Source organism: Rugosimonospora africana, from assembly GCF_016862975.1.
Taxonomy (GTDB): domain Bacteria; phylum Actinomycetota; class Actinomycetes; order Mycobacteriales; family Micromonosporaceae; genus Rugosimonospora; species Rugosimonospora africana.
The window spans coordinates 113,619-134,377 of record NZ_BONZ01000039.1 but is presented as its reverse complement, the minus strand read 5'-3'; the positions used below and the strand labels follow the sequence as shown (position 1 = coordinate 134,377).

At 66.0% G+C, this 20,759-nt stretch carries 14 protein-coding genes; 13 read left to right on the top strand and 1 reads right to left on the bottom strand.

Annotated elements, in window-relative coordinates; translation table 11 throughout:
* Window positions 1-22: 22 nt before the first annotated feature.
* From Raf01_RS21025 to Raf01_RS21010, 4 genes are all read left to right on the top strand, one after another.
* Complete coding sequence (locus Raf01_RS21025; protein ID WP_203919657.1) at window positions 23-1,789, top strand: MBL fold metallo-hydrolase; 1,767 nt, start codon at window positions 23-25, stop codon at window positions 1,787-1,789.
* A complete protein-coding gene (locus Raf01_RS21020; protein WP_203919656.1) occupies window positions 1,771-4,521 on the top strand; it encodes a DISARM anti-phage system protein DrmE domain-containing protein in 2,751 nt (916 codons plus the stop codon). Before Raf01_RS21025 ends, Raf01_RS21020 begins: the two co-directional genes overlap by 19 nt.
* A gap of 174 nt (window positions 4,522-4,695) precedes the next feature.
* On the top strand, window positions 4,696-8,607 hold the full coding sequence (locus Raf01_RS21015; protein WP_203919655.1) for a P-loop NTPase family protein: 3,912 nt from the start codon (window positions 4,696-4,698) through the stop codon (window positions 8,605-8,607).
* Between the two features lie 55 nt (window positions 8,608-8,662).
* Window positions 8,663-10,507 (top strand): hypothetical protein, encoded by a 1,845-nt coding sequence (locus tag Raf01_RS21010; RefSeq protein WP_203919654.1) that lies wholly within the window; start codon window positions 8,663-8,665, stop codon window positions 10,505-10,507.
* Here the strand turns inward: Raf01_RS21010 and Raf01_RS21005 are convergent.
* The gene (locus tag Raf01_RS21005; protein WP_203919653.1) at window positions 10,475-12,022 is read right to left on the bottom strand and encodes a hypothetical protein; all 1,548 of its coding nucleotides are present in this window, start codon (window positions 12,020-12,022) and stop codon (window positions 10,475-10,477) included. The genes Raf01_RS21010 and Raf01_RS21005 overlap by 33 nt on opposite strands.
* A gap of 241 nt (window positions 12,023-12,263) precedes the next feature.
* Here Raf01_RS21005 and Raf01_RS21000 point away from each other — a divergent pair, with 241 nt between their 5' ends.
* From Raf01_RS21000 to istB, 9 genes are all read left to right on the top strand, one after another.
* Window positions 12,264-12,866: a sigma-70 family RNA polymerase sigma factor gene (locus Raf01_RS21000; RefSeq protein ID WP_203919652.1), complete on the top strand. Its 603-nt coding sequence runs from the start codon at window positions 12,264-12,266 to the stop codon at window positions 12,864-12,866.
* A gap of 117 nt (window positions 12,867-12,983) precedes the next feature.
* Window positions 12,984-13,739 (top strand): helix-turn-helix domain-containing protein, encoded by a 756-nt coding sequence (locus tag Raf01_RS20995; RefSeq protein ID WP_203919651.1) that lies wholly within the window; start codon window positions 12,984-12,986, stop codon window positions 13,737-13,739.
* 7 nt (window positions 13,740-13,746) lie between these two features.
* The gene (locus Raf01_RS20990; RefSeq protein WP_203919650.1) at window positions 13,747-14,712 is read left to right on the top strand and encodes an ImmA/IrrE family metallo-endopeptidase; all 966 of its coding nucleotides are present in this window, start codon (window positions 13,747-13,749) and stop codon (window positions 14,710-14,712) included.
* Window positions 14,713-14,964: 252 nt separating this feature from the next.
* Window positions 14,965-15,189 (top strand): hypothetical protein, encoded by a 225-nt coding sequence (locus Raf01_RS49705; RefSeq protein ID WP_239133780.1) that lies wholly within the window; start codon window positions 14,965-14,967, stop codon window positions 15,187-15,189.
* 127 nt (window positions 15,190-15,316) lie between these two features.
* Window positions 15,317-15,748, top strand: coding sequence for a hypothetical protein (locus Raf01_RS49700; protein ID WP_239133779.1), 432 nt, complete (start codon window positions 15,317-15,319; stop codon window positions 15,746-15,748).
* Window positions 15,738-16,763 (top strand): tyrosine-type recombinase/integrase, encoded by a 1,026-nt coding sequence (locus tag Raf01_RS20980; RefSeq protein WP_203919649.1) that lies wholly within the window; start codon window positions 15,738-15,740, stop codon window positions 16,761-16,763. The genes Raf01_RS49700 and Raf01_RS20980 overlap by 11 nt, the downstream gene beginning before the upstream one ends.
* Before the next feature lie 105 nt (window positions 16,764-16,868).
* On the top strand, window positions 16,869-17,699 hold the full coding sequence (locus Raf01_RS20975) for an HNH endonuclease (RefSeq protein ID WP_203919648.1): 831 nt from the start codon (window positions 16,869-16,871) through the stop codon (window positions 17,697-17,699).
* 890 nt (window positions 17,700-18,589) lie between these two features.
* Window positions 18,590-19,828: an IS21 family transposase gene (gene istA, locus Raf01_RS20970; RefSeq protein ID WP_203919647.1), complete on the top strand. Its 1,239-nt coding sequence runs from the start codon at window positions 18,590-18,592 to the stop codon at window positions 19,826-19,828.
* Window positions 19,828-20,622, top strand: coding sequence for an IS21-like element helper ATPase IstB (istB, locus tag Raf01_RS20965; protein ID WP_203919646.1), 795 nt, complete (start codon window positions 19,828-19,830; stop codon window positions 20,620-20,622). Before istA ends, istB begins: the two co-directional genes overlap by 1 nt.
* Window positions 20,623-20,759: the final 137 nt, after the last annotated feature.

Sequence of the window (20,759 nt, the reverse complement as noted above, 5' to 3'; positions counted from 1 at the left end):
CGTGGGGCGATACGAGGCGGACATGACCGGCCTGCGGACAGCTCTTCACGATGCTGAAGTGGAGCGTGACCGGGCAAACGACGCACGCCATCGGCTTGAAATGGCTCTGGGCGATCTTCCCGGCCGTGCGCACTACCTTCAGAACCTGCTGAGGGGCCGGATTGCTCGGCTGGAAGTAGAGGCAAATGCGCTAGCGCGCAACCAGACCCGCAGCCGCGTAGAACGGGAAATCGACCAGCTGCGCGAATTGTCGGCACACATCGACAGAGTCCTACCACCTAACTCGGTCTTCGATGAGAATGCTGACAGCAGGACGATGCGAGTGAGCGGTCCTCCGACGAACGGTACGGAGAGGCCCGCCAGGACCGAGGCCGCCGAGAAAGATCCTGAGAACGTCAGTTCCGGCGCCGCAGACTTTCGACCGGTGGCGTACGCCAGTGCGGAACGCACCTTGCGTGTGGAGGTACTGGGCGGGGGCAGCGAGATTGGAGGCTCAGCCGTCCTCGTTGAGGGTGGGGGTAGTCGAATACTGGTGGACGCCGGTGTCCGCCCCAATGCGGACAGCCCTCGCCGTGCCGCACCACCCCTGATAGCGAAGGCCCTTGAAGGGCGTCTCGACGCGATCGTAGTGACCCACGGTCACAACGATCATGCCGGTTTCGTGCCGAAGCTGCTTGATGACCAGCGTCACGCGTCCACGATCTGCACGCCGGCCACCGCGGCTCTGCTGCCAGAGATGTGGGCGGATGCGCGGCGGGTGATGGCACAGCAGGCGGATGACGCGGCCGAGTACGGATGGCTTGCACCACTCTACGGCGAGGCGGAGGTGGAGGCGGCCGAGCGGAGTCTGCAACCGCTGCCGTACGGTCGGGCCCGAAACGCGGGCAATCTGACCGTGCAACTATTCAACGCGGGCCACATCCTCGGGGCAGCCGGTGTCGTAGTGAGCGCGGGCGACCAGAGAGTCGTGATCACCGGTGATATCTACAACCTTCCCCAACTGTCCGTCGGCGCCGCGCAGTTGCCGCCCCGGTTGGCTCGTGAGGCTGACCTGTTGGTGATCGAGTCAACCTACTGCCAACGTAGTCATCGTGACCGCGCCAGCCAGGTAACAGATTTCGTCCGCGCGATCGAGGAGGTTGTTGCGGCTGGCGGCCGGGTTCTGGTTCCCGCGTTCGGTCTTGGTCGGGCTCAGGAGGTTGCGCTGATCTTGCGTGAGCATCTGCACGATGCTCCGGTACTCATCGACGGCCTCGCGAGACCAATCAGCGAGATATACCAGCGGGTGGCCGGCCTCGACATCTTCGGTGGCAAGGTTCAGCGGGTCGACAATCGGGATCGGTACAGACTCATGCGCACCTTCCGTTCCGGAGTCGTTATCACCACATCCGGCATGCTCAGCGGCGGGTTCGCGGTCCCGTGGGCGCAGCAGATTCTGCCGGATGCGCACGCAGCCCTGTTCGTATGTGGATACCAGGACGAGGAGTCCGCTGGCCGCGCTCTTCAACGGCTGGCCGAGCGCGACGATCCCACCGCTCCAGCAACGCTGAATCTGTACACCGAGACTGGCCCGACAGCTGTCCCGGTAGCAGCCCGCGTGGCAACCTACAGTCTCAGCGCCCACGCCGACCGCAACGGACTGAGCGAGATCATCGACGAACTCTCCCCACAGGAAACGATGCTCGTCCACGGCCTCGGACGTGACCAGAAGGAGTACCGAGAGACCCTGGAGCGAGCGCACGGCCGACGCACGGTGCGCAACGACCTGCCGTGGAGCGGCTCGGAATGATCGGCGGCGCGGAGGATTTCGACCTATCGCGAAGACAGCGGGCCTTCTTAGCGGAGGACGACGAGTTCGCAGACGCCGGTAGAACACGGGCATGGACGCCGCCAGCCGAAACAGCGTTGAGGCGAGCGCGTCGCCTTGCCCGTTTCGTGCCATTGCTCGAAGCCTGGACGGACGCCGGCCCCGACCGTGCTGCTCTCCTCACCGCGGAACGTGACCTGCTCACCATGGTGGAACTAAGCGTGCGCCGCGGCTCGGATCTGCTTGTCCGGCTGCCTGGCGGCCTGCACCGCCTCCCGTTGCTTGCGGCCGTAATGATCGCCGCCGACACGCTGAGCGTCGCTGAAGCGGAGCTGAATCGGGTTGTAGGCGCGAAGGCTCCACCTGGACCGGTAGCACTGGTGACCCCCCGACTCATCCGCCGCAGCGAACTCGATCAGCTAGACGCGGCGTCGGTACCGGTCGCGCCGGCGCTGCATCCGCACCGGCTCCGTGGAGATGGGCTTGCCTCACCTGTGCGAGGTGGCCGGCCGCGGCTAGTAACCGGTTCCGGCCGGCTGCTGTTCGTGTCACCAACAACCGGGTTTCCGCCGGTCCTCGGCGTTCCGCCCCGGGTGGTGGTAATCGACTCCGCGGCCGATGTGGAACCCGCCTGGCTGTCCGACGCGAGGAAATGGGCCGCAGAGCACGCCAGCGTCGTCATCACGTTCACCGAACTGCACGAGGAGCTGAAAACCCTTCGAGTCGCTGATCCGAAAGACGAGCAAGACTCAAATGCCACGAGCGTCGCCACCACGACGCCGCAACAAACGGACGGCGAGAATTGCTGGATCGCCGACTGGCCATGGCTGCGTCGCAATGAGGAGCCACTGCCCATGACGCCGACGCCGGCCAGCGACGTCGAACACGGCGGAGTCATGGAGATCCGGGCGACGGCCCATCTCATCGCTGTCGACGACCCGGGCCTGGCCGGTATCGCGGATGTCCGGGAGCGACTTGCCCGGCTCCGCGACCCAGGTGGACGTCCCCCGCCCTGGCCGGTGTGTCGAGCAGCGCGCCTTACCCGGCTGCTGGCCGAGCTGCCGACCCGCACCGGCGACTACGACCGCATCGCGCCACGCTACGGTGGCCGTACCCTGCGCCGACTTCTCGACGACGTGATGGACGCTGATCCCCGCAACGACTTCCCCGATTGGTGGCGGGTTCGGGTGGCCGCCGACTGGGGGGCGGTGCGAGCGGGCCTGACCGCAATGCACGATGCTCGCACGGAGGGCAACCCGCTCGCCGACGTCGTCGCAGATCTCGCCGAGGACGCCTACCGCCGTGGACAGCCCCTCGACATCATCTGCGGCTCTCGTACCGCGCGGGACGCCCTGACTGGCCGGCTCCTCAGCAACGGTGCCCTGCGGATCGAGGACACGCCACTTGTCACCATCCGCAGTGTCAGCAGCATCGAGAGCGCCGGTGCACATCAGAACACGTTGCTGGTCGGGCCGCCTGCTGCCCGTTGGCGAAACCGCCTCACGGCTGCTGACCTAGGCCAGCTCACCGTCGTCGCTGCGCCCGGAGACCGGCCGCTCGTCCACCGCGCGTTGCTCAGGGCCTACAGCGAGCCAAGCAGGGAGATCGCCCGGCGTACCCGCTGCGCAACCCTGACCGCTCTCACCGACGCCCGAGCCGATGAGGACGAGCTCGACGGCAATAATATTCCGGTCGCGGTCACGATGCAGGCGACCGAGCGCGGTCAGAAGATGCAGTTCAAGCTGCCGGCGATGAGCGCTCTGCTGACGGCGGCGATGTCTGAACCGTCGAGTGTCGACCTCGATGTGACCGACCTCGAGGGCGAGCCGAGCGGTTCACAAGATCCCCTCGGCGTTGATGCACCTCCGCACGGCAGAGCGGTACTAGTGGTGCCGGTTGTGGCGCAGTCGACCGCTCCGCTCGACGAGCACGGCGCCCCCACTATGGTCTTCTTGCTGCCGAAGGGTGGCCGGGTGCAGCGGCTGCGCGACGACGAGGTACGGCTGCTCCCGGTCGCCGACATCACGGCGGGCGTGACGCTGATCGGTATCTCGGAGCCAGAACGCCGCACACTGTTCGACCGCGTCCGGCCGTACCTGGTCGAGCAGAGGCCGCAGGTCGCCCGTCTCCTGCTGCAGCTATGGAGGATCGCACTTGACGACGCGTGCATCGTCAGCGGATCAGTCACGGAGCTGACCGGGCGCCTCGCCGACATGGGTGCTGACGTCAGCTACGCCGCGGTCAGGCAATGGAACAGTTCTACCCGCATTGGACCAGAAGATCCGGCCAACGTTGCGCGCGTCGGCAGGGTCGCCGGTAACGCCGTGGTCGTGGGTGAAGCTGGCCGCATCGCGGCCGTGATGCGGGCAGCGCGCGCCCATCACGCGGCGGTCGGGAACGCTCTGGGCAAGCTCGCTGCGTGGCATGCGAGCGGCGACACCACAGCCCTCGAACGGTCCGTCGACGCGCTGGGCGCCGACATCACTGATCTTGCGGCGGACTTGACCGCGTGGCGAGTCATCGCGGTCGGAGACCCGGCGTTTGCACCCGCGTCGGTCCTGCGCCGGCCGATGACTCCGTCCGAGGCGACCCGTGTCGTCCAGCCAGCGTCCGACGCCTCCGCGGGATCGGGTGCCCAGCGCGACGTCGATAACGACGAGATCAATACTCCGGTTGATCAATTGGACCTACTTGACGCTGCTGAGACCCCATGATGCAGGCGTCACACGTCGAGTCGTACCGACGGCAAACATCCGGTCGGCTTTCGCGGCGCCGCCCGCTGACGTCCCTACTCTCAGCAGCCACAACGGCATAGGACTTGACGCTCTGGAGCCCGAACTGTGTCCATGGATCGACGACCCGGTGTATCTAGCACGACGCCAAGCGACTTGCGACCAGACACGCAGGATGAGTCATCAGCCACGTCTACACAGGCCAGACTGGATGGGTCAGCGATCCTGAGCGACGACGGCGGCGACGACAAGCATGCGCGGCGAGTCGCGGCCCACGCCGATCAGGAGCGGCTGGTGAGGCGCTTTATTGATGTCTCTCACCAGCGGCTGGCGGGCCGGGACAGAGAGTCTTTTCGCCTGCGAGGCCGTCAGCCCCGTGAACGCGTCGTGCTGGGTGTCCTGCTGCCCCAGGACCCGCCGGCGACGGAGCTGTCCGTCAGCGCCGGGGACCTGCCCGTCGAGCCAGGGGTTCCCGTCGATCAGCTTCCCGCCAGTGAGTTTGGGCTGACCTGTCTGGTTGAGCCGAAGGACGAGCAGCTGACGGTCGACGTAAACGTACGATTCGCGGTCTATCGGCAACATTATCCGACGTTCGAGGAGCAGTCGGAGCACGCCGCTCTGCTTGCCCGAAAAGAAGAGGAGCGGTCGCAGGAGGTGGCGGACTCAGTCGAGGGTTCAAGCCTTGGCGTGCATGAGGAAGCAGACGAGCCGAGTGTTGGACAGGTCGGGGCGATCGATGACAACGACGGTCTGAACACCGCCGAGGTCTGCGCTGTCACAGTGGGCGAGGTCGACTCTCGCCAGATGAAGGTCCCCGGTCCCGATAACGCAGCCAAGAGTCCAGCGGCTCGGCGGGGCAAGCGCGAGGCGGCGGACCCGACGTTGCTGGTGTACCAGCGATACGAAGTCGCGACGACGCTACAGCTGACCGTACCCCTGCCGGGCAGTAGCATCCCTGTGACCGTGAAGGATGAGGGAGCCCTGCAGTCGGCGACGTTGAGGGCATTCGAATCTCCAGCCACGTCCGCGCTGGCGGCACATGCCGGCCCAGCAGGCGGGCGGTATCGGCTGCTCGCCAGCGCCGGTCAGCGGATTCCGCGCGAAGCCATGGCTGACGGAGACACGTTTGACGCCTGGCTTGCGGCGCACGCCGTACCGGGCTGGACGGCGCCGGTCGCCGAGCCGCAGTTCACGGCCACGACGCATCGCGATCCGGCGGGTCGGGTGCGCCTGGCGTTGACGTTGTCCAACGCCGCCGTTCGCCAGCCTAGGGATCGGGGATTCCTGCCAGAGGTCTCGATCTACGATGCAGGCTTCGACGCTACGATTTTGGGCGGTGGCCTGGTCAACATGGGCTACCGGATCGTCGATACGGACTATCGCATCAAGCCAGAGGTCTACGCCCACGGGCGCTTCTGCTGTTTGGACGAAGACGCGTCAGATCCCGCCGCCGGCCGCCTCGTGACCACCGCGTTCCCTGTCTTCCGGCAGGCCGTCTACGAGTCACGCCCCGACCTGGAACCCACCTTCGTAGACCTGGCCCGCGACCCGATCCCGCTCCTTCGTGACATCGCCGAGCACATGCAAGACTTCCTCGACCAGTGGGATGCCTACCTCGACGGTCAGCCGCCTCTACCACCGGACGCGCTCGCCCGATGCCGGGCCGACAGAGAGACATTCGACGACGAACGTCGGCGCTTCATCGTCGGGATCGATCTCATCGAGGTCGATCTGAGAAGCCCCAACCCGGGCGGGCTCGGACTCGCATTCAGCTGGATGAACCAGGCCATGCGACGCATGGACGCTCCCGGCGGCGTGTACGCCCCCACCGGCCCACCGCGGGTACGCAAATGGCGTCTTTTCCAGATTGTGTTCATCGTCGTCCAACTCGCTGCCCTCGCCGCGCGCGAACCCTCCGGGGCCCACCTACGCGACGAGTTGAGTCACGCCGACGTACTGTGGTTCCCCACGGGAGGGGGCAAGAGCGCTGCTCTCTACGGCATCACCGCAGTGGCCATGTTCTACGACCGCCTGCGCGGCAAGACTTTCGGCACGACCAGCATCATCCGGTTTCCGCTGCGTATGCTCTCCGTCCAGCAACTGGACCGGATTCAGCGGTTAGTCGTGTGCTGCGAGCTGGTTCGATCCGCCCATCACGGGCAGCCGAAGAACGCTGGCGAGGCTGGCGAAGCCTGGGATCTTGGCGAGCCTTTCGAACTGGGTTACTTTGTCGGCCGCAATAACACCCCAAACCGCCTCACCGACGCGGCTGACACCAAGTGGCGAGACATCGCGAATATGGCTCGCCAGGACGCGTCCTGGTGCCAAGACCGTGTCGTCTTGCCGACCTGCCCCTACTGCGGCGGCGAACGGGTAACTCTCCGTCCCGACGTCGCCAGCGTCCGGCTACGACACACCTGCCCGGACTGCTCGCGAGACCTGCCTGTGTCGATCACAGACGATGAGGTCTACCGGTACTTGCCGAGCATCCTCGTCGCCACCGTCGACAAGCTCGCAACGGTCGCATTCAACCCGCACTTCTCGCATCTCACCCATGGGCCGGCGAACCACTGCCCCGACCACGGATTCATCACCTTCCGACAGGGAACGCGCAGCGAGCCCCACTGCCTCGCCCGGCAGTATTGTGCTCGCAACCCACGCGAGTGGACAGCCGTCATCGCCTACGATCCGGCACCATCATTGGTCATCCAGGACGAGCTGCACCTGCTCGCCGAGGAGTTGGGCACATTCGCGGCCCACTACGAAACCCTCTGGCAGCACCTGTGCCGCACCGGCTCCAAGCTACCCAGCAAGACTCTTGCAGCGACCGCTACGATCAGCGACTACGCCAACCAGGTCCGCCAACTCTACGCGCTCCAGCCTCGCCGGTTTCCGAGCGAAGGCTGGCTCGACGGACAGTCCTTCTACGCCCGACGCCACGACGATCTCACCCGCCGACTCTTCGTCGGCGCTTTACCGTCCCTCATGGACACCACCAGCTTCTCCCTCGCCTGCGGCGACGCCATCCGCCACGAGCTGGAGCGCCTCCGTGCGCTCGACCCACACGAGGTCATCGCCGACCTGGACCTGACCAGCGTCACAGGCGACCAGGTCGACGAATGGCTGTTCGCCTACGAACTTCAGCTGTACTACGTCAATCGGAAGACCGACGCCGACCGCGTCCTCACACACACCTCACGCGTTGGGCAGAGCGGTAGTCCAGCCCCCTTCGAGGCCCAGCGGCTCACCGGCGCGAACCGACTGGCGGAAATTAGCGACGTTATCCGACGGGTCGAACGTGAGACTCTCGACATCCCAGCAGGACGGCGTCTGGCCGCGATCGCCGGAACGAGCCTCGTCAGCCACGGCGTTGACCTCGCCCGGCTCAATGTCCAGTTCATCCTGGGCATGCCGTCGACGCTGGCTTACTACGTGCAGGCCACGTCCCGGGCCGGCCGATCACAAGTGGGACTCATCGTCACCGCACTCGGCCGTCATCACCTTCGTGACCGCAGCGTCTTTCACTTCTTCGAGCCAACACATCGACACGTCAACGCACTCGTCGAACCTGTTGCCCTCAATCGGTTCAGCCTCCACGGACCCCGCAAGACTGCGAGTGGGCTGCTCGCTGCACTACTGCTCAACGAGATCGGCCGTAGCCAGGACGCTCTGGCCCCCTACGGGAGCGCACCAATCGACTTCGGCAAAGCGGAAATCGCCGCAGCATGGCTCGCCGCGCGAGGAGGCGACGCCGAACGGCAGCTACGCTCGTCGATCCATGACGCCTTCGGACTCTCCAGCAACGTCCTCGATCCGGTCATCGCTGAGAATTTCCGCAATAGGGTCGATCACGAACTGGACGCGTTACTGCCCTCGCTGTCGGGCACGGAGCCGCAACTGACCAGGCGGCTACGACCCCGTCCACCCACGAGCTTCAGGGACATCGACGCCCCGGCCGACTTCAGCGCCAACGGAGCCATCGCGGCGCGGATGTTCGCGATGCTCGGCGGCGTCGACGACGGCAACGACGACCTACCCGAGATGGCTGACGAAGCCGGCAACACCTGACCAGCAACACCGCACGTCCGACCCGCCCTATTACCACGCCTCCTGGAGGAATCCGGTGCAGCGCAGCCGCGTCACCGTCCAGTACGGACATCTACCCGGTCAGGTCTTCGAGCACGAGGTCGACGGCATCTATTGCGTCGTTCGCGACATCAGCGGCGGTCGTCCCGATATCCCCATTGAACAGGTACTCGAAGCGCTCGACCATAGGCTGGCGCAGTGGCGCGCCAACGGCGGCGACGCACCCAGCTTTCCCAACAACCTCCTGGAACACGCCGACACGTTCCGCCTGGTGCGGCCGGAGTGGGTCAGGTGGGACGTGTGGCCGGTTCTCCTGTTCTGCGGCAACCGAGAGTGCGGACACGTTCTCGTCCTGCGCACCGGCCGACAGGCAGATACCGGAATCCCCGAGTCTCGCCGCTGTCGGCGATGCCGCACCGGTGCCTACCGTCAGCTACCGTACTACCAGGTACACGGTTGTGGTAAGCGGCGGCAACTGCAGGTGCCACAGTGCCCTGATCATCTCACCGACGACCGCACGTTCGAGGACACCGGTTCGTTCGTCACCGCCGGCTTCCGGTGCAGTCGTCCCACCTGTCGACGCTGGCTACCTATGCGGTTCGCGACCTGCGTCGACTGCGCCTGGGCAAAGAGCGACCCCAGCCGGGCACGAACCCTCACGCTGGTCACCGCCCGCGACGCAAAGGCTTACTACGGGCACCGCCTCACGCTGGTCAACATTGATGCACAGCTGCGTGACGTCCGGAACAGTGACCGCGCCGCTGTGTACGCCCTCGGGCACTACATGGACACCGTCGGCGACCTGTCCGGCATGCTCGCGGCAGGCCGCGGTGCCGGGCCCGCTAGCCCCAACGCTGAGGCGGCGCGTCTGCTGGAAATGATCCGGGAGCGCTATGGACATGACACCGAGGCAGTCCAGCAGGCACAGGCCATGGTCGATGCGACACGCGGCGACGAACCAGCCCTCGAACGAACACGAGCCGCACTACAACCGCACACGGTCGGCGCCGCCACCTCAGACCGGCGGATCTTCGAACGAGCGTTTCTTCACGCACGGCACTCCGTCGACAACCTCACCGACATCGCAGCTACGCTCACAACAGCTGGGAGCACCGAGCTGGCGGACAGAATTCACACCGGCCTTGCGGCGGCGCGCCAGCTGGGCCTGAGTCGCGTCGCCCTTGTCCGGGACTTCCCAATCGCCTTGGTGGGTTACGGCTACAGCCGTGTGCACTCCGACGAGCGTGCCCGGCTGTCGCCCCTCGACCCGACCCGCGACACGCAACAGCTGCCGCTCGTGGCCGTCGACGCCAACACCGAGGGATTGCTGGTCGAATGCGATCCCGTCGTCCTATGGCATTTCTGCCGTTCCAACGGCTGGACCCAAGCCTGGCCGACAGCCGACGGGCCCACCACCGAGCAGGCCCGAGCCTGGGTGCTTGACATGACCTACGCGGCAGTGCCGACCGAGGCCGCCGACGCGATTCGGCGCGTCACACACGTGTGGTCGCACCTGCTGATGCACGCGTTGGCCTACCACTCCAGCTTCTCCGCCAATTCCGTCGGTGAGTACCTGCTCGAACGAACCGCAAGCACCCTGATCTTCGTCGCGAAGTTCAACGCCTTCAACCTCGGGGCGCTCGGCGCCCTCGCCGAACAACATCTGCGTCTGTGGCTGAGCGACGCCGCGGAGGCGGCGGCCAGCTGCGTACATGACCCGGTTTGCCTGGCAGAACGCGGCGGTTGCCACAAATGCCTGGCGGTGGCATTCGGTTGCGAGCGGTTCAATCGCGGCCTGGACCGGGCCTACTTGGTGGGTGGGGGACGCCTCGCCATTCAGGAGGGCTTCTTACACACGGCGGCGCGGCGTGCGGGAGGGTGAGGCTCCAGCAGCCGCCGATCGTCGGCCGCGTCGAGGCGCTGACGGCGGCTTTTGCAAGATCAGTACGGTCTCGCGGCTTGGCAGACTGGTCAGACCGGTCATACCGCGCTGCTGCGAGGCGACGCCCTTGGCCCGCGCGATCCATAGTTCGCGGACCTCAAGGCCAACTGTCGTGGCTAGCTCGGCCAACAACAGGTCGGTCGGCAGATGTTGACCATAGTACGTCTGGGTGCCGACGACGAGGCCGACAGAACCGCCCGCCTGCAACGCTTCTGCCACCCGCGCGAGCACATCAGCCATGTCCTCGAAGAATCCTGCCACCATCCGCAGGACGCGGCCTGCCTGGTCACCCGTGGTGCGGCTGCCATTGACAGCCGCCAAGAACTCCCGCAATGCCGGATGCTCGACGCGGTACTCGTCTCGTGGCGGCGCCTCAAGGTGTGAGCGCAGCAACTGCTTCCGCACGCGACGTAGACCGGCAGCATCAGAGACGAACGCGCCCAACGCCAGCTCCAGCTGGTACACGGCCGAGTAGTCATAGCGGTTCGGGTACGGCGGGCTGAAGACCACCGCTGCGCACGACTCAGCTGCGGGTCGCCACTGGCGGGTATCCGCCCGCACTACGGTGACGCTTCTGGAGGCTGGCTTGGCCGCGCACGTTGAGGGCGACAGCCGAGGGACGAAACCTGTGTCAGCGACGCTTTCGCGATCAACCGACGCTGCGTCAGTGGCTGAGACGGTCCGCTCAAGGTCCGTGATGATCGCATCGACCCTTGCTTGGACGCCTGCGATCACGTCGGCGACGTCCATCGCCTCGCGCTGTTGACCTGGCCGGCCCGGTCGTGCCGGGCCGTCGGGCAACCGTCGCCGAAGAGACGTCCCGTCCTTGACGGCGTAGCTGACCTGCTCGACGGCCGAGAGGACAGCCAGTCGAACCAGGTCTCGGTTTACTCCCGCCGGAGCGCGATCGACCGCGTTGATCAACTGCGTCAGCGTCGTTGCTACCGCGGGCGCGAATGCCCAATCAGCTGCGGGCACGTCCAGCTGGCTCTCTCCGGGCAGCGATGCGTACCCGGAGAGCGCGTCGTTGGCGACCTGTCTGATCCCGTCCGGATCGGCGTGCCGCCACCGGGTGAGTGTTGACGCGAGAAAGGTGGCGTATGGCAGGAGATCGGCGCCTAGCGCGGAAAGGCCCCGTTCCGCCGCTACCAACAACGATGTGCCCGAGCCCACCATGGGGTCGTATACAAGTGGCGGGGTCTCGGCCCGGACGCGGGACTGGTTCGGGAGAAGCTGATCGAGTACCTCTCGAACCAGGAGAGGCGCGTACGCCTCCTTGTAGCGAGCCCACCGATACACGGGCTCTTTCGCGCGGGGCAGGACGCCTGCGTGACGGCCAAGATCAAGGCGATCCTTCATCACCGAGGCGTATTCCTGCAGCAGGCTTGCCCGGGCGACATCGCAGACCGTCGCCGGTAACGCCTGCTTGTACCTCTGCCACGCCTCGTCACTCATCGAGAAGATCCTGCCCTATGGCGAAGATCAACCCGTGGCCGACCCGCCACCCGCCCGGAGGTTATCAAAGCAGACCTCCAACCAGCGGAAACACGCCTCCTGGCCATCGATGGCCAATAGTACTGGGGCTTCTGAACGAACGGGCGCGCTGATCGGGCCGGCTTTCGCAAGGGGCTCCGCTAACGTCTCCCTTCGGAGCGACTCTGCACCAGTCGGGCGGCAGCCGGCGGGAGGCCATTACTTGTCCAGGGACGACGAGCGACCAACCCTCGCGGCACTATACGTGCGGAACCGGGAGGCGATGCTGCGGGCTGCGTGGGCCATCCTTCGCAACCAGCACGACGCGGAAGATGCCGTGTCGACGGCCGTGGTCAAGGTCGCCGCACGTTTCGCCGCCGGTTACGTCCCCGACGAACCGGATGCCTACCTCATTCAGTCCGTTCGAAACGCGGCCCTTGACCACGTAAGGGCCTCTGCGCGTCGGCGAAGCCATCGACAGGCCGAGGAGGGCAGCGTCCAACCTGCGCTCGCTGGGCCTCTCCCTGCACTGGCCGACATCGTCGACACCGGTCCGGACATCGTCGACGTGATCATAGAGCGACAGCGGAGTATGGAGGTGCGAGAAGCCGTCCAACGCGCCATGGACCGGTTAATGAACCGCGAGCGGAAAATGCTCGCGCTGCTGCTCGACGGCCATACTCGCGCCGACATCGGGGCTGTATTCAATCTCAGCGGGCAACGCGTTGGCCAGCTACTGAAGAACCCCGTCGCCGACCTGCTCGCCGAACTCGGCATCGCCCCTGCCGGTCGATACCCCCAATCGGCTACAGGACAACGACGATGAAAACTGAGTGTCAGCAAACCGGGTCTGCCGGCAGGGAACAGCACCACCGAATACAGTTCGAGGCCACCGAGCATCATGAGTAATGATCATCGCTCACCGCATGAAAGGAGCTTGGACGTGTCCGATGAACCCAGCTCCGTCCAGTCGCAGGAGCGCAACCCACAAGAAGGCGATCAACTAGCGCAACTTACGCTCGACTACCTCGACGTACTGAGCGGGAGCAAGGACGACCTACCGCAGCTCGACGACCTCACCAACGACCAACGGGCGCAGGTCATGGCTGCGTGGGGTACCGTCGATCGGCTCCTTGCAGGCGCGCCGCTGCCCGAGCTGGACTCGGATCCCACGGCCATCGCGCTCGGCGCAGTACCAGTCGCGCCACTCGACCCGGCAGCCCTGCGTCAAGCGCGCCAACGCCAGAAGCTGCGCCCGTCGGACGTAGCTGCAGCGCTACGAGCAAGAGGCTGGTCGACGAGCACCGGCGAGGTATTCACATGGGAACGCGGCACGCAGGACGTCCCGCCCGCATTGTTGGCTGACCTTGCGTCAGCTCTCGACGTCTCGACCGACTCGCTGATCGTGCGTGCGCGGGACGCAACCGTGGTCGGGGTTGACGAAACAGATCACGCCGCACAGACGTTGCTCCAGGCGCTTTACAGCGATGAACTAGACGAGGTCGTCCAGCAGTGGGCGCAGGCTTTCGAACTCGGCCCTAGCGCAGCTCGCCAGGACCTGCAGCGCAGGCTCAGCAATGTCGCCTACCGCGGGCAGCGCACCCTCACTCCGCGTCAATGGAAAGCCGTCGTGCGGGTGATGCTCGTAAGCGAACGCGCCCGTCGCGGGCTACCTGAGAATCCAGTCACGAGCGCATAAGCCAAGAATGACCCTCAAGCTCCACGCGCGCCGGCTGGTTGCGGCGATACCCCACAGTTCCCGGCAGGCGCTGGCGCTTGACCCCGCCGCAGCACTCGCTCAGCAGTTCGACGTCCGGGTTGTGCCCGTCGAGGAGCTACGCGAAAGCCGGGGCGCCGGAGGCTGGTGTGACGGACTCTCCTTCACGACGGATCAGATCGTCTGCTACGCGCCGTCACGAGGCTCACGACGGCAGAACTTCACGCTCCTGCACGAACTCGGCCACATCCTTGTGAACGAGGACGACGCCGCGCTCGACTGGCTGTCAGACCGACCCGATCCAGACCGCGATCAGGAACGGCTTTGCGATGCCATCGCAGCCGAGATTCTGTTACCCGAACCAACCATTAACCAGGTCTTGGCCGGAGCCGCCCCGACCGTGGACCACCTTCGCCAGCTCCACGCCTCCAGCCAAGCCAGCGAGGAGGTATGCGCAATCGCGCTCGCGGCTCGCCTGCCCGTACGCGGCGCTTTCGTGCTCATCCGACGCCGGACCGCAACCGTCGCCTTCGCGGCCAGCAGCGGTTGGCCACCACTACGGATTCCCCGCGGCCTCGCCGTCCCCGCCCGACACCCACTCCGAGACCTCGGAACGCGACAGAGATGGATCGGCTGGGTAACACCGGACCTCCGTCTTGCCTTCACGGGACACCCCGCGGCGAGTCCGCCGTCCTATCACGCAGAAAATCTCCTACAGGTCGATGCTGTCGCCGGCCCTCGCCGCACGACGGCCATCCTGCTAGATACCTCAGGCGCAGGCAGCGACATCAAGGGCGACCCCGACGAGACATACGCCCTCGATCCGAAGCTGTGGCCGACCCAACCTGGGTACACGTGCTCGAAATGCGGCAATAACGCCGCTTCCGGCAGCTACGAGTGTGACGAGTGCGGCGTCGGACCATGCCGTGCGTGCGGACGTTGCCGATGCTTCTAGCCTTGAAGACCACCAGCGCGCGGTGGCTTCCTTACACCACCGGTTGACCGAGGCCGGAGCGTGGGGTGTGTTGCTGCGCCGGGAGCGGCTGTATCAACCTGCCGCTTCGGAATTCTCGCCGCTCGCTCAGGTTCGTCACCACCTTGCCTGAAGCGGCCAATCCCTTGGACAAAAGGAAGGCCTTTCGTATTGGACCATGTGGTCTACCCTCTGGCGCGTGACCGATACGTTGCTTTCCTGGTCCCCGAGAGGGTGGTCGACGACATCATCCACGAGGGCCTGCGCATCCTGCTCCGCGAGGAAGGCGTCTCCTTTCAACGCATGAAGACGTGGAAGACCTCTCGCGATCGGGATTACGCGGCCAAGAAGGCGCGAGTGGAGCAGCTATACGCGATCGCCGAAGGCGAGGTCATACCTGAGGACGGCGAGCCGGAGGCAGTGTTCTGCCTGGACGAGTTCGGGCCGCCGAACCTCTAGCCGCACCCGGCCGGCAGTGGGCCGAACGCGGCGGCAAAGGCAAGGACTCTGATCGCGAGCCACGGCCTCGACGGCGGGCGATGTACACCCGCCCGCACGGGCTCGTCACCTGTCCGCCGTCTACGACTTGGGCAAAGACAAGCTCTACGGCCACGTCAAAGAGACCAGGAACCGGTCGAAGTTCCTAGAGTTCTGCCGCTACCTGTCGGTGGACGAGGTCCGGATCGGAGTGGCTCGCCCGGATCTTTCCGGTCGGGTAATCGAACGGGGCCTGCTGCGCGCGCTGGGATGGTCGCCGGGTCATCGCGTCGACATCTACCCGCACGGCGAGATGCTAGTGATCGCGTCTGCGGTGGCGGGGCGGCATGTGGTGGGCAGTCGGGGCGAGTTGCCGCTACCGGCCAGCGCGCGCCACATGTGTGCCATCGCCCCCGGTCAGCCGCTGCTGCTGGCTGCTCTGGTCTCCCACGATCTGCTGGTGATCCACCCGGTCAGTACCGTCGCGCGGCTGCTGGCTAATCTGCACGTCGAGGTCATCGGGAGCGGTTATGTCGGCTGATCCCGCTCGCGTGGCCACGGCGCGGCAACTGCTGGCCCACCTCGGCGTAACCCTCGCTGATCTGCAGGCCGAGCCGGGCCTGCGCTTGCCGACGCTGGCCGAGTACTTGCCGCAGGTGATCGCGGCGGCCGGGGCCGGTGCGCGCCGGACGTATGGCACCTACTGGAACCGCATGGCCGCGGCCTGGGGGGAGCGGGCCTTGGACGCTATCGCGGCCAGCGACATCGAGGCGATGCAGCGGCAGGTCGCCGCGACCGCCCGGTCGCGGCGTAACAGCCGTAGCGGGCGCCACGCTGGCGAGCACGTCATCGCCGCCGCCCGCGCCCTCTACAACCGGGCCGTCGCCGACGGGCTCATCGACGCCACCGGCAGCCCCGCCCACCGAGTGGTCAAGCCCCGCCGACTACCGACCACTCGCCGTGCCCTGGCCTCGGACGAGCTGGCCGAGATCAACCTCGCCGCCCGCACCAGCGGCAACGACGTCGTCCTCGACGCGCTCCTGCTGCGCCTGCATACCGAGACCGCCTGCCGACGCGGCGGGGCGCTCGGGCTGAGGCTGGCCGACCTGGACACCATCCGCGGACTCCTGCGGCTCACGGAGAAAGGTGCCACGCTGCGGTGGCAGCCGATCACCCTCGACCTCGCCGCCCACCTTGACGAACACGCCCGTACCCGAGGCGCGATCGTGCCCAGCGACGGGCTGTTGCGGTACCGCACCGGGCAGGCGATCACGAGCCGCCGCTACGACCACCTCTGGAAACGCATCGGTGAGCAGGTGCCGTGGGTGGCCGCGCAAGGCGTCTCGACCCACTGGCTGCGTCACACCACGCTGACCTGGGTCGAGCGGCATTTCGGCTACGGCATCGCCCGCGCCTACGCCGGCCACACCGACTCCACCGGCCCGGCCACCACCACGTACATCAAGGCCGACCTGCAGGCCGTCGCTGCGGCACTGGCCGCGATGACCGGCCAACCACACCCGCTCGCCGCTGCCGACCGCGTCACCGGGCCATGACAGCGACCGGACTGCCGGCTGTAGGACCATCGGGTCCGTTCGGCGGCCCACGGCACCCCGCGCGGCCGTCGCTCGGGCTAATCTCTTGGTTCTAGAGTCTCAGTCATGGCTGTGTCAGAGAAAACCCGCAAGATCATCTGGGTTGAGGCTGGCGGGCGCTGCGCGATCTGTCGGCGGCAGGTACTTACCGAGGGTACCGAAACCGACGACCCGTCGATCTTCGGCGAGGAGGCGCATATTGTTGCGCGCTCCAGCGGCGGCCCGCGAGCTGGAGCGCTCGCTGCGGACAAACTTGACAGCCACGAGAACCTGATCCTGCTGTGCAGTGAGCACCACAAGCGGGTTGATGACCAGCCCAATCACTACACGATTGAACGACTGCGTGTCCTCAAGCAGACCCACAGAGAGTGGATCAACTCTCTCGGGACCGAAGAACCCGGCCCGACGCGGCTCGTCCCCGACCCAAATTATCCGCAATCGAAGCACCTGAAGATCGTCTTCAGGGGTCACGTCCTGTGGGCCATGATCAAGGAAGTCGTGGCGTTCGAATATGCACTTCCTGATCATCTAGGCGACGAAGACGAGGACCTAATCGTCGAGTTCCTCGACTTGGTTAAGGACTATCTGGATATCGCTGAGGACCTCGACAGCGTCCGGGAGCAGCGTGACGCCGAGAAGACCCTGGGCCGCTACGTTAGCCGGCTGGCCGAGCGAGGCTTTTTTGTCGGCACGAGCATCCGTCACATGCTGCTCGCGGGCGGGATCAGCAAAGAGGCAACGCCCTGGCCGATTTTGACCATCGAAGTGCAGCCGAGCAGCGTCGCCAGTGTTGTGGACAGGGACGGAAACCCGTGGCAACCGGCAGCCGAGGACGTTGAGCAGCTGAACAAGCAATTGGCAGAGGAGTCCGCACGGCGAGCTGCCGGTCACGCTTGATCTCGGACCTGGCCAGGGGCGGCCGTTGTCTTTACTCGTCAGCACGCAGCGCCACTCACGAGGGTGGTACACCTGTTCCCGACAACTACCTTGGCCAACTCGCTGAGGCGACCGCCACCGGCCTCGCATCGTCGCCACCCTTCGTTTTCCACGCCCTGGTCGGAGCGCTGCGCCAGCGCGGCATCGACAACCCAGACGCTGCGGTATCTGCCATGCTTCCAGAGATGAAAGTCGATCAAGAAACGTGGCAACAGGTACTACCCAGACACACCAACGGGCTGCTGGCGCAGCGGTGACCAGGGGACGGTACAGCGTTTTGCCTTGGCGAAACCGGCTGATGGCTCGGCTATTATGGCCGGGTACGTCGTGCGTGGCCTGGGTCGGGCGTGTCCGTTCGAGTCGGCTTGACTGTGATGTGTGTGACTGTGTGTGGAACTCTCCTGAAGTCGTTCCTGGACGAATCGAATGAGACAGGACCTCATACGCCGGGGAAGAGCATCGGAAGGAGGCGGGGACGCATGGTTCGTCTTAAGCGGGTCCTTCGGGGCCTTGCGGAAACCGCGAACACCATTGGCATCGCAGTGACAGGAGGGTTCCTGGCCCAGACCAGGCACGACGAGCATGTTGGCGGCCCCGGCCGCTGACGCGTCGTAGGCCCGGTACCTGCTAGGGCAGGCGTAGTTCGAGACCTGGTCATGTGAGCCCGGTTCGGGTGGTGGTACCAGCGGACGCGAGCTCAACGGGTACCGTCTCGACGCGTAGAAGACGCCCAAGCGCGGAACCCGAGCCGAGCGATTGTCGGCGTCGCGTGAAAAATGACCCCTTGCCACCGGCGGAATTTTGACCCCCTGCCAGTTCTCCTGGCTCGTGCCGAGCCGGGAGGTGAAGGGGTGTTGTCCGTGGAGGACTGGGCTGAGATCCGCAGGTTGCATCGGGCAGAGGGCTTGCCGATCAAGATGATCGCGCGGGTGTTGAAGATTTCGAGGAACACGGTGCGTGCCGCGCTGGCGGCGGATAGGCCACCGAAGTACCAACGGAAGCCGGCTGGATCGATCGTTGACGCCTTTGAGTCGCAGATCCGAGAGCTACTCAAGGCGTACCCGACGATGCCGGCGACGGTGATCGCTGAGCGGGTGGGCTGGACTCGTGGGCGGACGGTATTCGCCGATCGGGTGCGGGAGTTGCGGACGGTGTATCTGCCGCCGGATCCGGCCAGCCGCACGAGCTATGCGGCCGGTGAGATCGCGCAGTGCGACTTCTGGTTTCCGGACATCGCGGTGCCGGTCGGGTGCGGGCAGACGCGGACCGCGACGCAGCTGCCGGTGCTGACGATGGTGACGGGGTACTCCCGCTGGCTGTCGGCGCTGCTGATCCCTACCCGTAGCGCGGAGGACCTGTTCGCCGGCTGGTGGCAGCATCTGGCCGGGTTGCAGGCGGTGCCCCGGGTCCTGGTCTGGGACGGTGAGGGCGCAATCGGACGGTGGCGTGCAGGCCGCAGTGAGCTGACCCGAGACTGCCAGGCGTTCCGGGGAACGCTGGGCGTCAAGGTGCTGGTCTGTCGCCCCGGCGATCCGGAAGCGAAGGGCCTGATCGAGCGGGCCCACGACTACCTGGAACGGTCCTTCCTGCCCGGCCGCATGTTCGCCTCGCCGGCGGACTTCAATGCGCAGGTCCAGTCATGGCTGGACCTGACCAATCGGCGGGTCCGTCGGGCGTTGGGATGCGCGCCCAGCGACCGGATCGCCGCGGACCGGGCCGCGATGCTGGCGCTACCGCCAGTGCCGCCGGTAACGGGATGGCGAACCAGCACGAGGCTGGCCCGCGATCATTACATCCGGTTGGACAGCAACGACTACTCGGTGCACCCGTCGGTCATCGGCCGCCGGGTCGAGGTCATCGCGGACCTGGTCCAGGTGCGGGTCTTCTGCGACGGGCGGCAGGTCGCCGACCATGCCCGTCTATGGGCCAGGCACCAGAGCGTGTCCGATCCGCAGCACGTCGCCGCGGCGAAGGCGTTGCGTCGCGAACGGCTGGGCATTGCACGACCCACGACGCAGCATGAGGTCGAGACCCGGTGCCTGGCCGACTACGACACCGCGCTGGGCCTGGACGAGCAGGGGGTGGCGTGATGGTCACCGCCAAGGCCACTCATCGCGACCTGAACGCTGAGATCGTATTTCTGACCCGGGCGTTGAAGGCGCCGACGCTGCGTGAGTCGGTGTCGCGGCTCGCGGAGCGGGCTCGGGCCGAGTCATGGTCGCACGAGGAGTTCCTGGTTGCCTGTCTGCAACGGGAGGTCTCGGCCCGGGAATCGCACGGCGGCGAGGGGCGGATCCGCGCGGCCCGGTTCCCGGCACGGAAGTCGTTGGAGGAGTTCGACTTCGAGCACGCCCGCGGACTCAAACGTGATGTCATTGCTCACCTGGGCACCCTCGATTTTGTTGCTGAGAAACAGAATGTCGTGTTCCTCGGCCCACCCGGCACTGGCAAGACTCACCTGGCCATCGGGTTGGCGATGCGGGCCTGTCAGGCCGCCCACCGGGTCTTGTTCGCGACTGCGGCCGAGTGGGTGGCCCGCCTCGCCGAGGCTCACCACGCCGGCCGGCTACAAGCCGAACTCGCCCGACTGGGCCGCTATCCGCTGCTGGTCGTCGACGAGGTGGGCTACATCCCGTTCGAGCCCGAGGCGGCGAACCTGTTCTTCCAACTGGTCTCCAGCCGCTACGAACGAGCCAGCCTGATCGTGACGAGCAACAAGGTCTTCGGCCGCTGGGGCGAGGTCTTCGGCGACGACGTCGTCGCAGCCGCCATGATCGACCGTCTCGTCCACCACGCCGAGGTCATCGCCCTCAAAGGCGACAGCTACCGGCTCAAGGACCGCGACCTCGGTCGCGTGCCAGCCGCAACCACAACCGACGAATAAAGATCAACCAACATGCAGGGGGTCAGAATTCAACCGGCACTAGGTGGTCAAGGTTCGGCCGGCGTTGACAGCGATCTGGTCGGCTCGGCTGGAGGGTCTCTGGTCCTGTCAAGCGGGGTCACACCAGAGTGGTTACG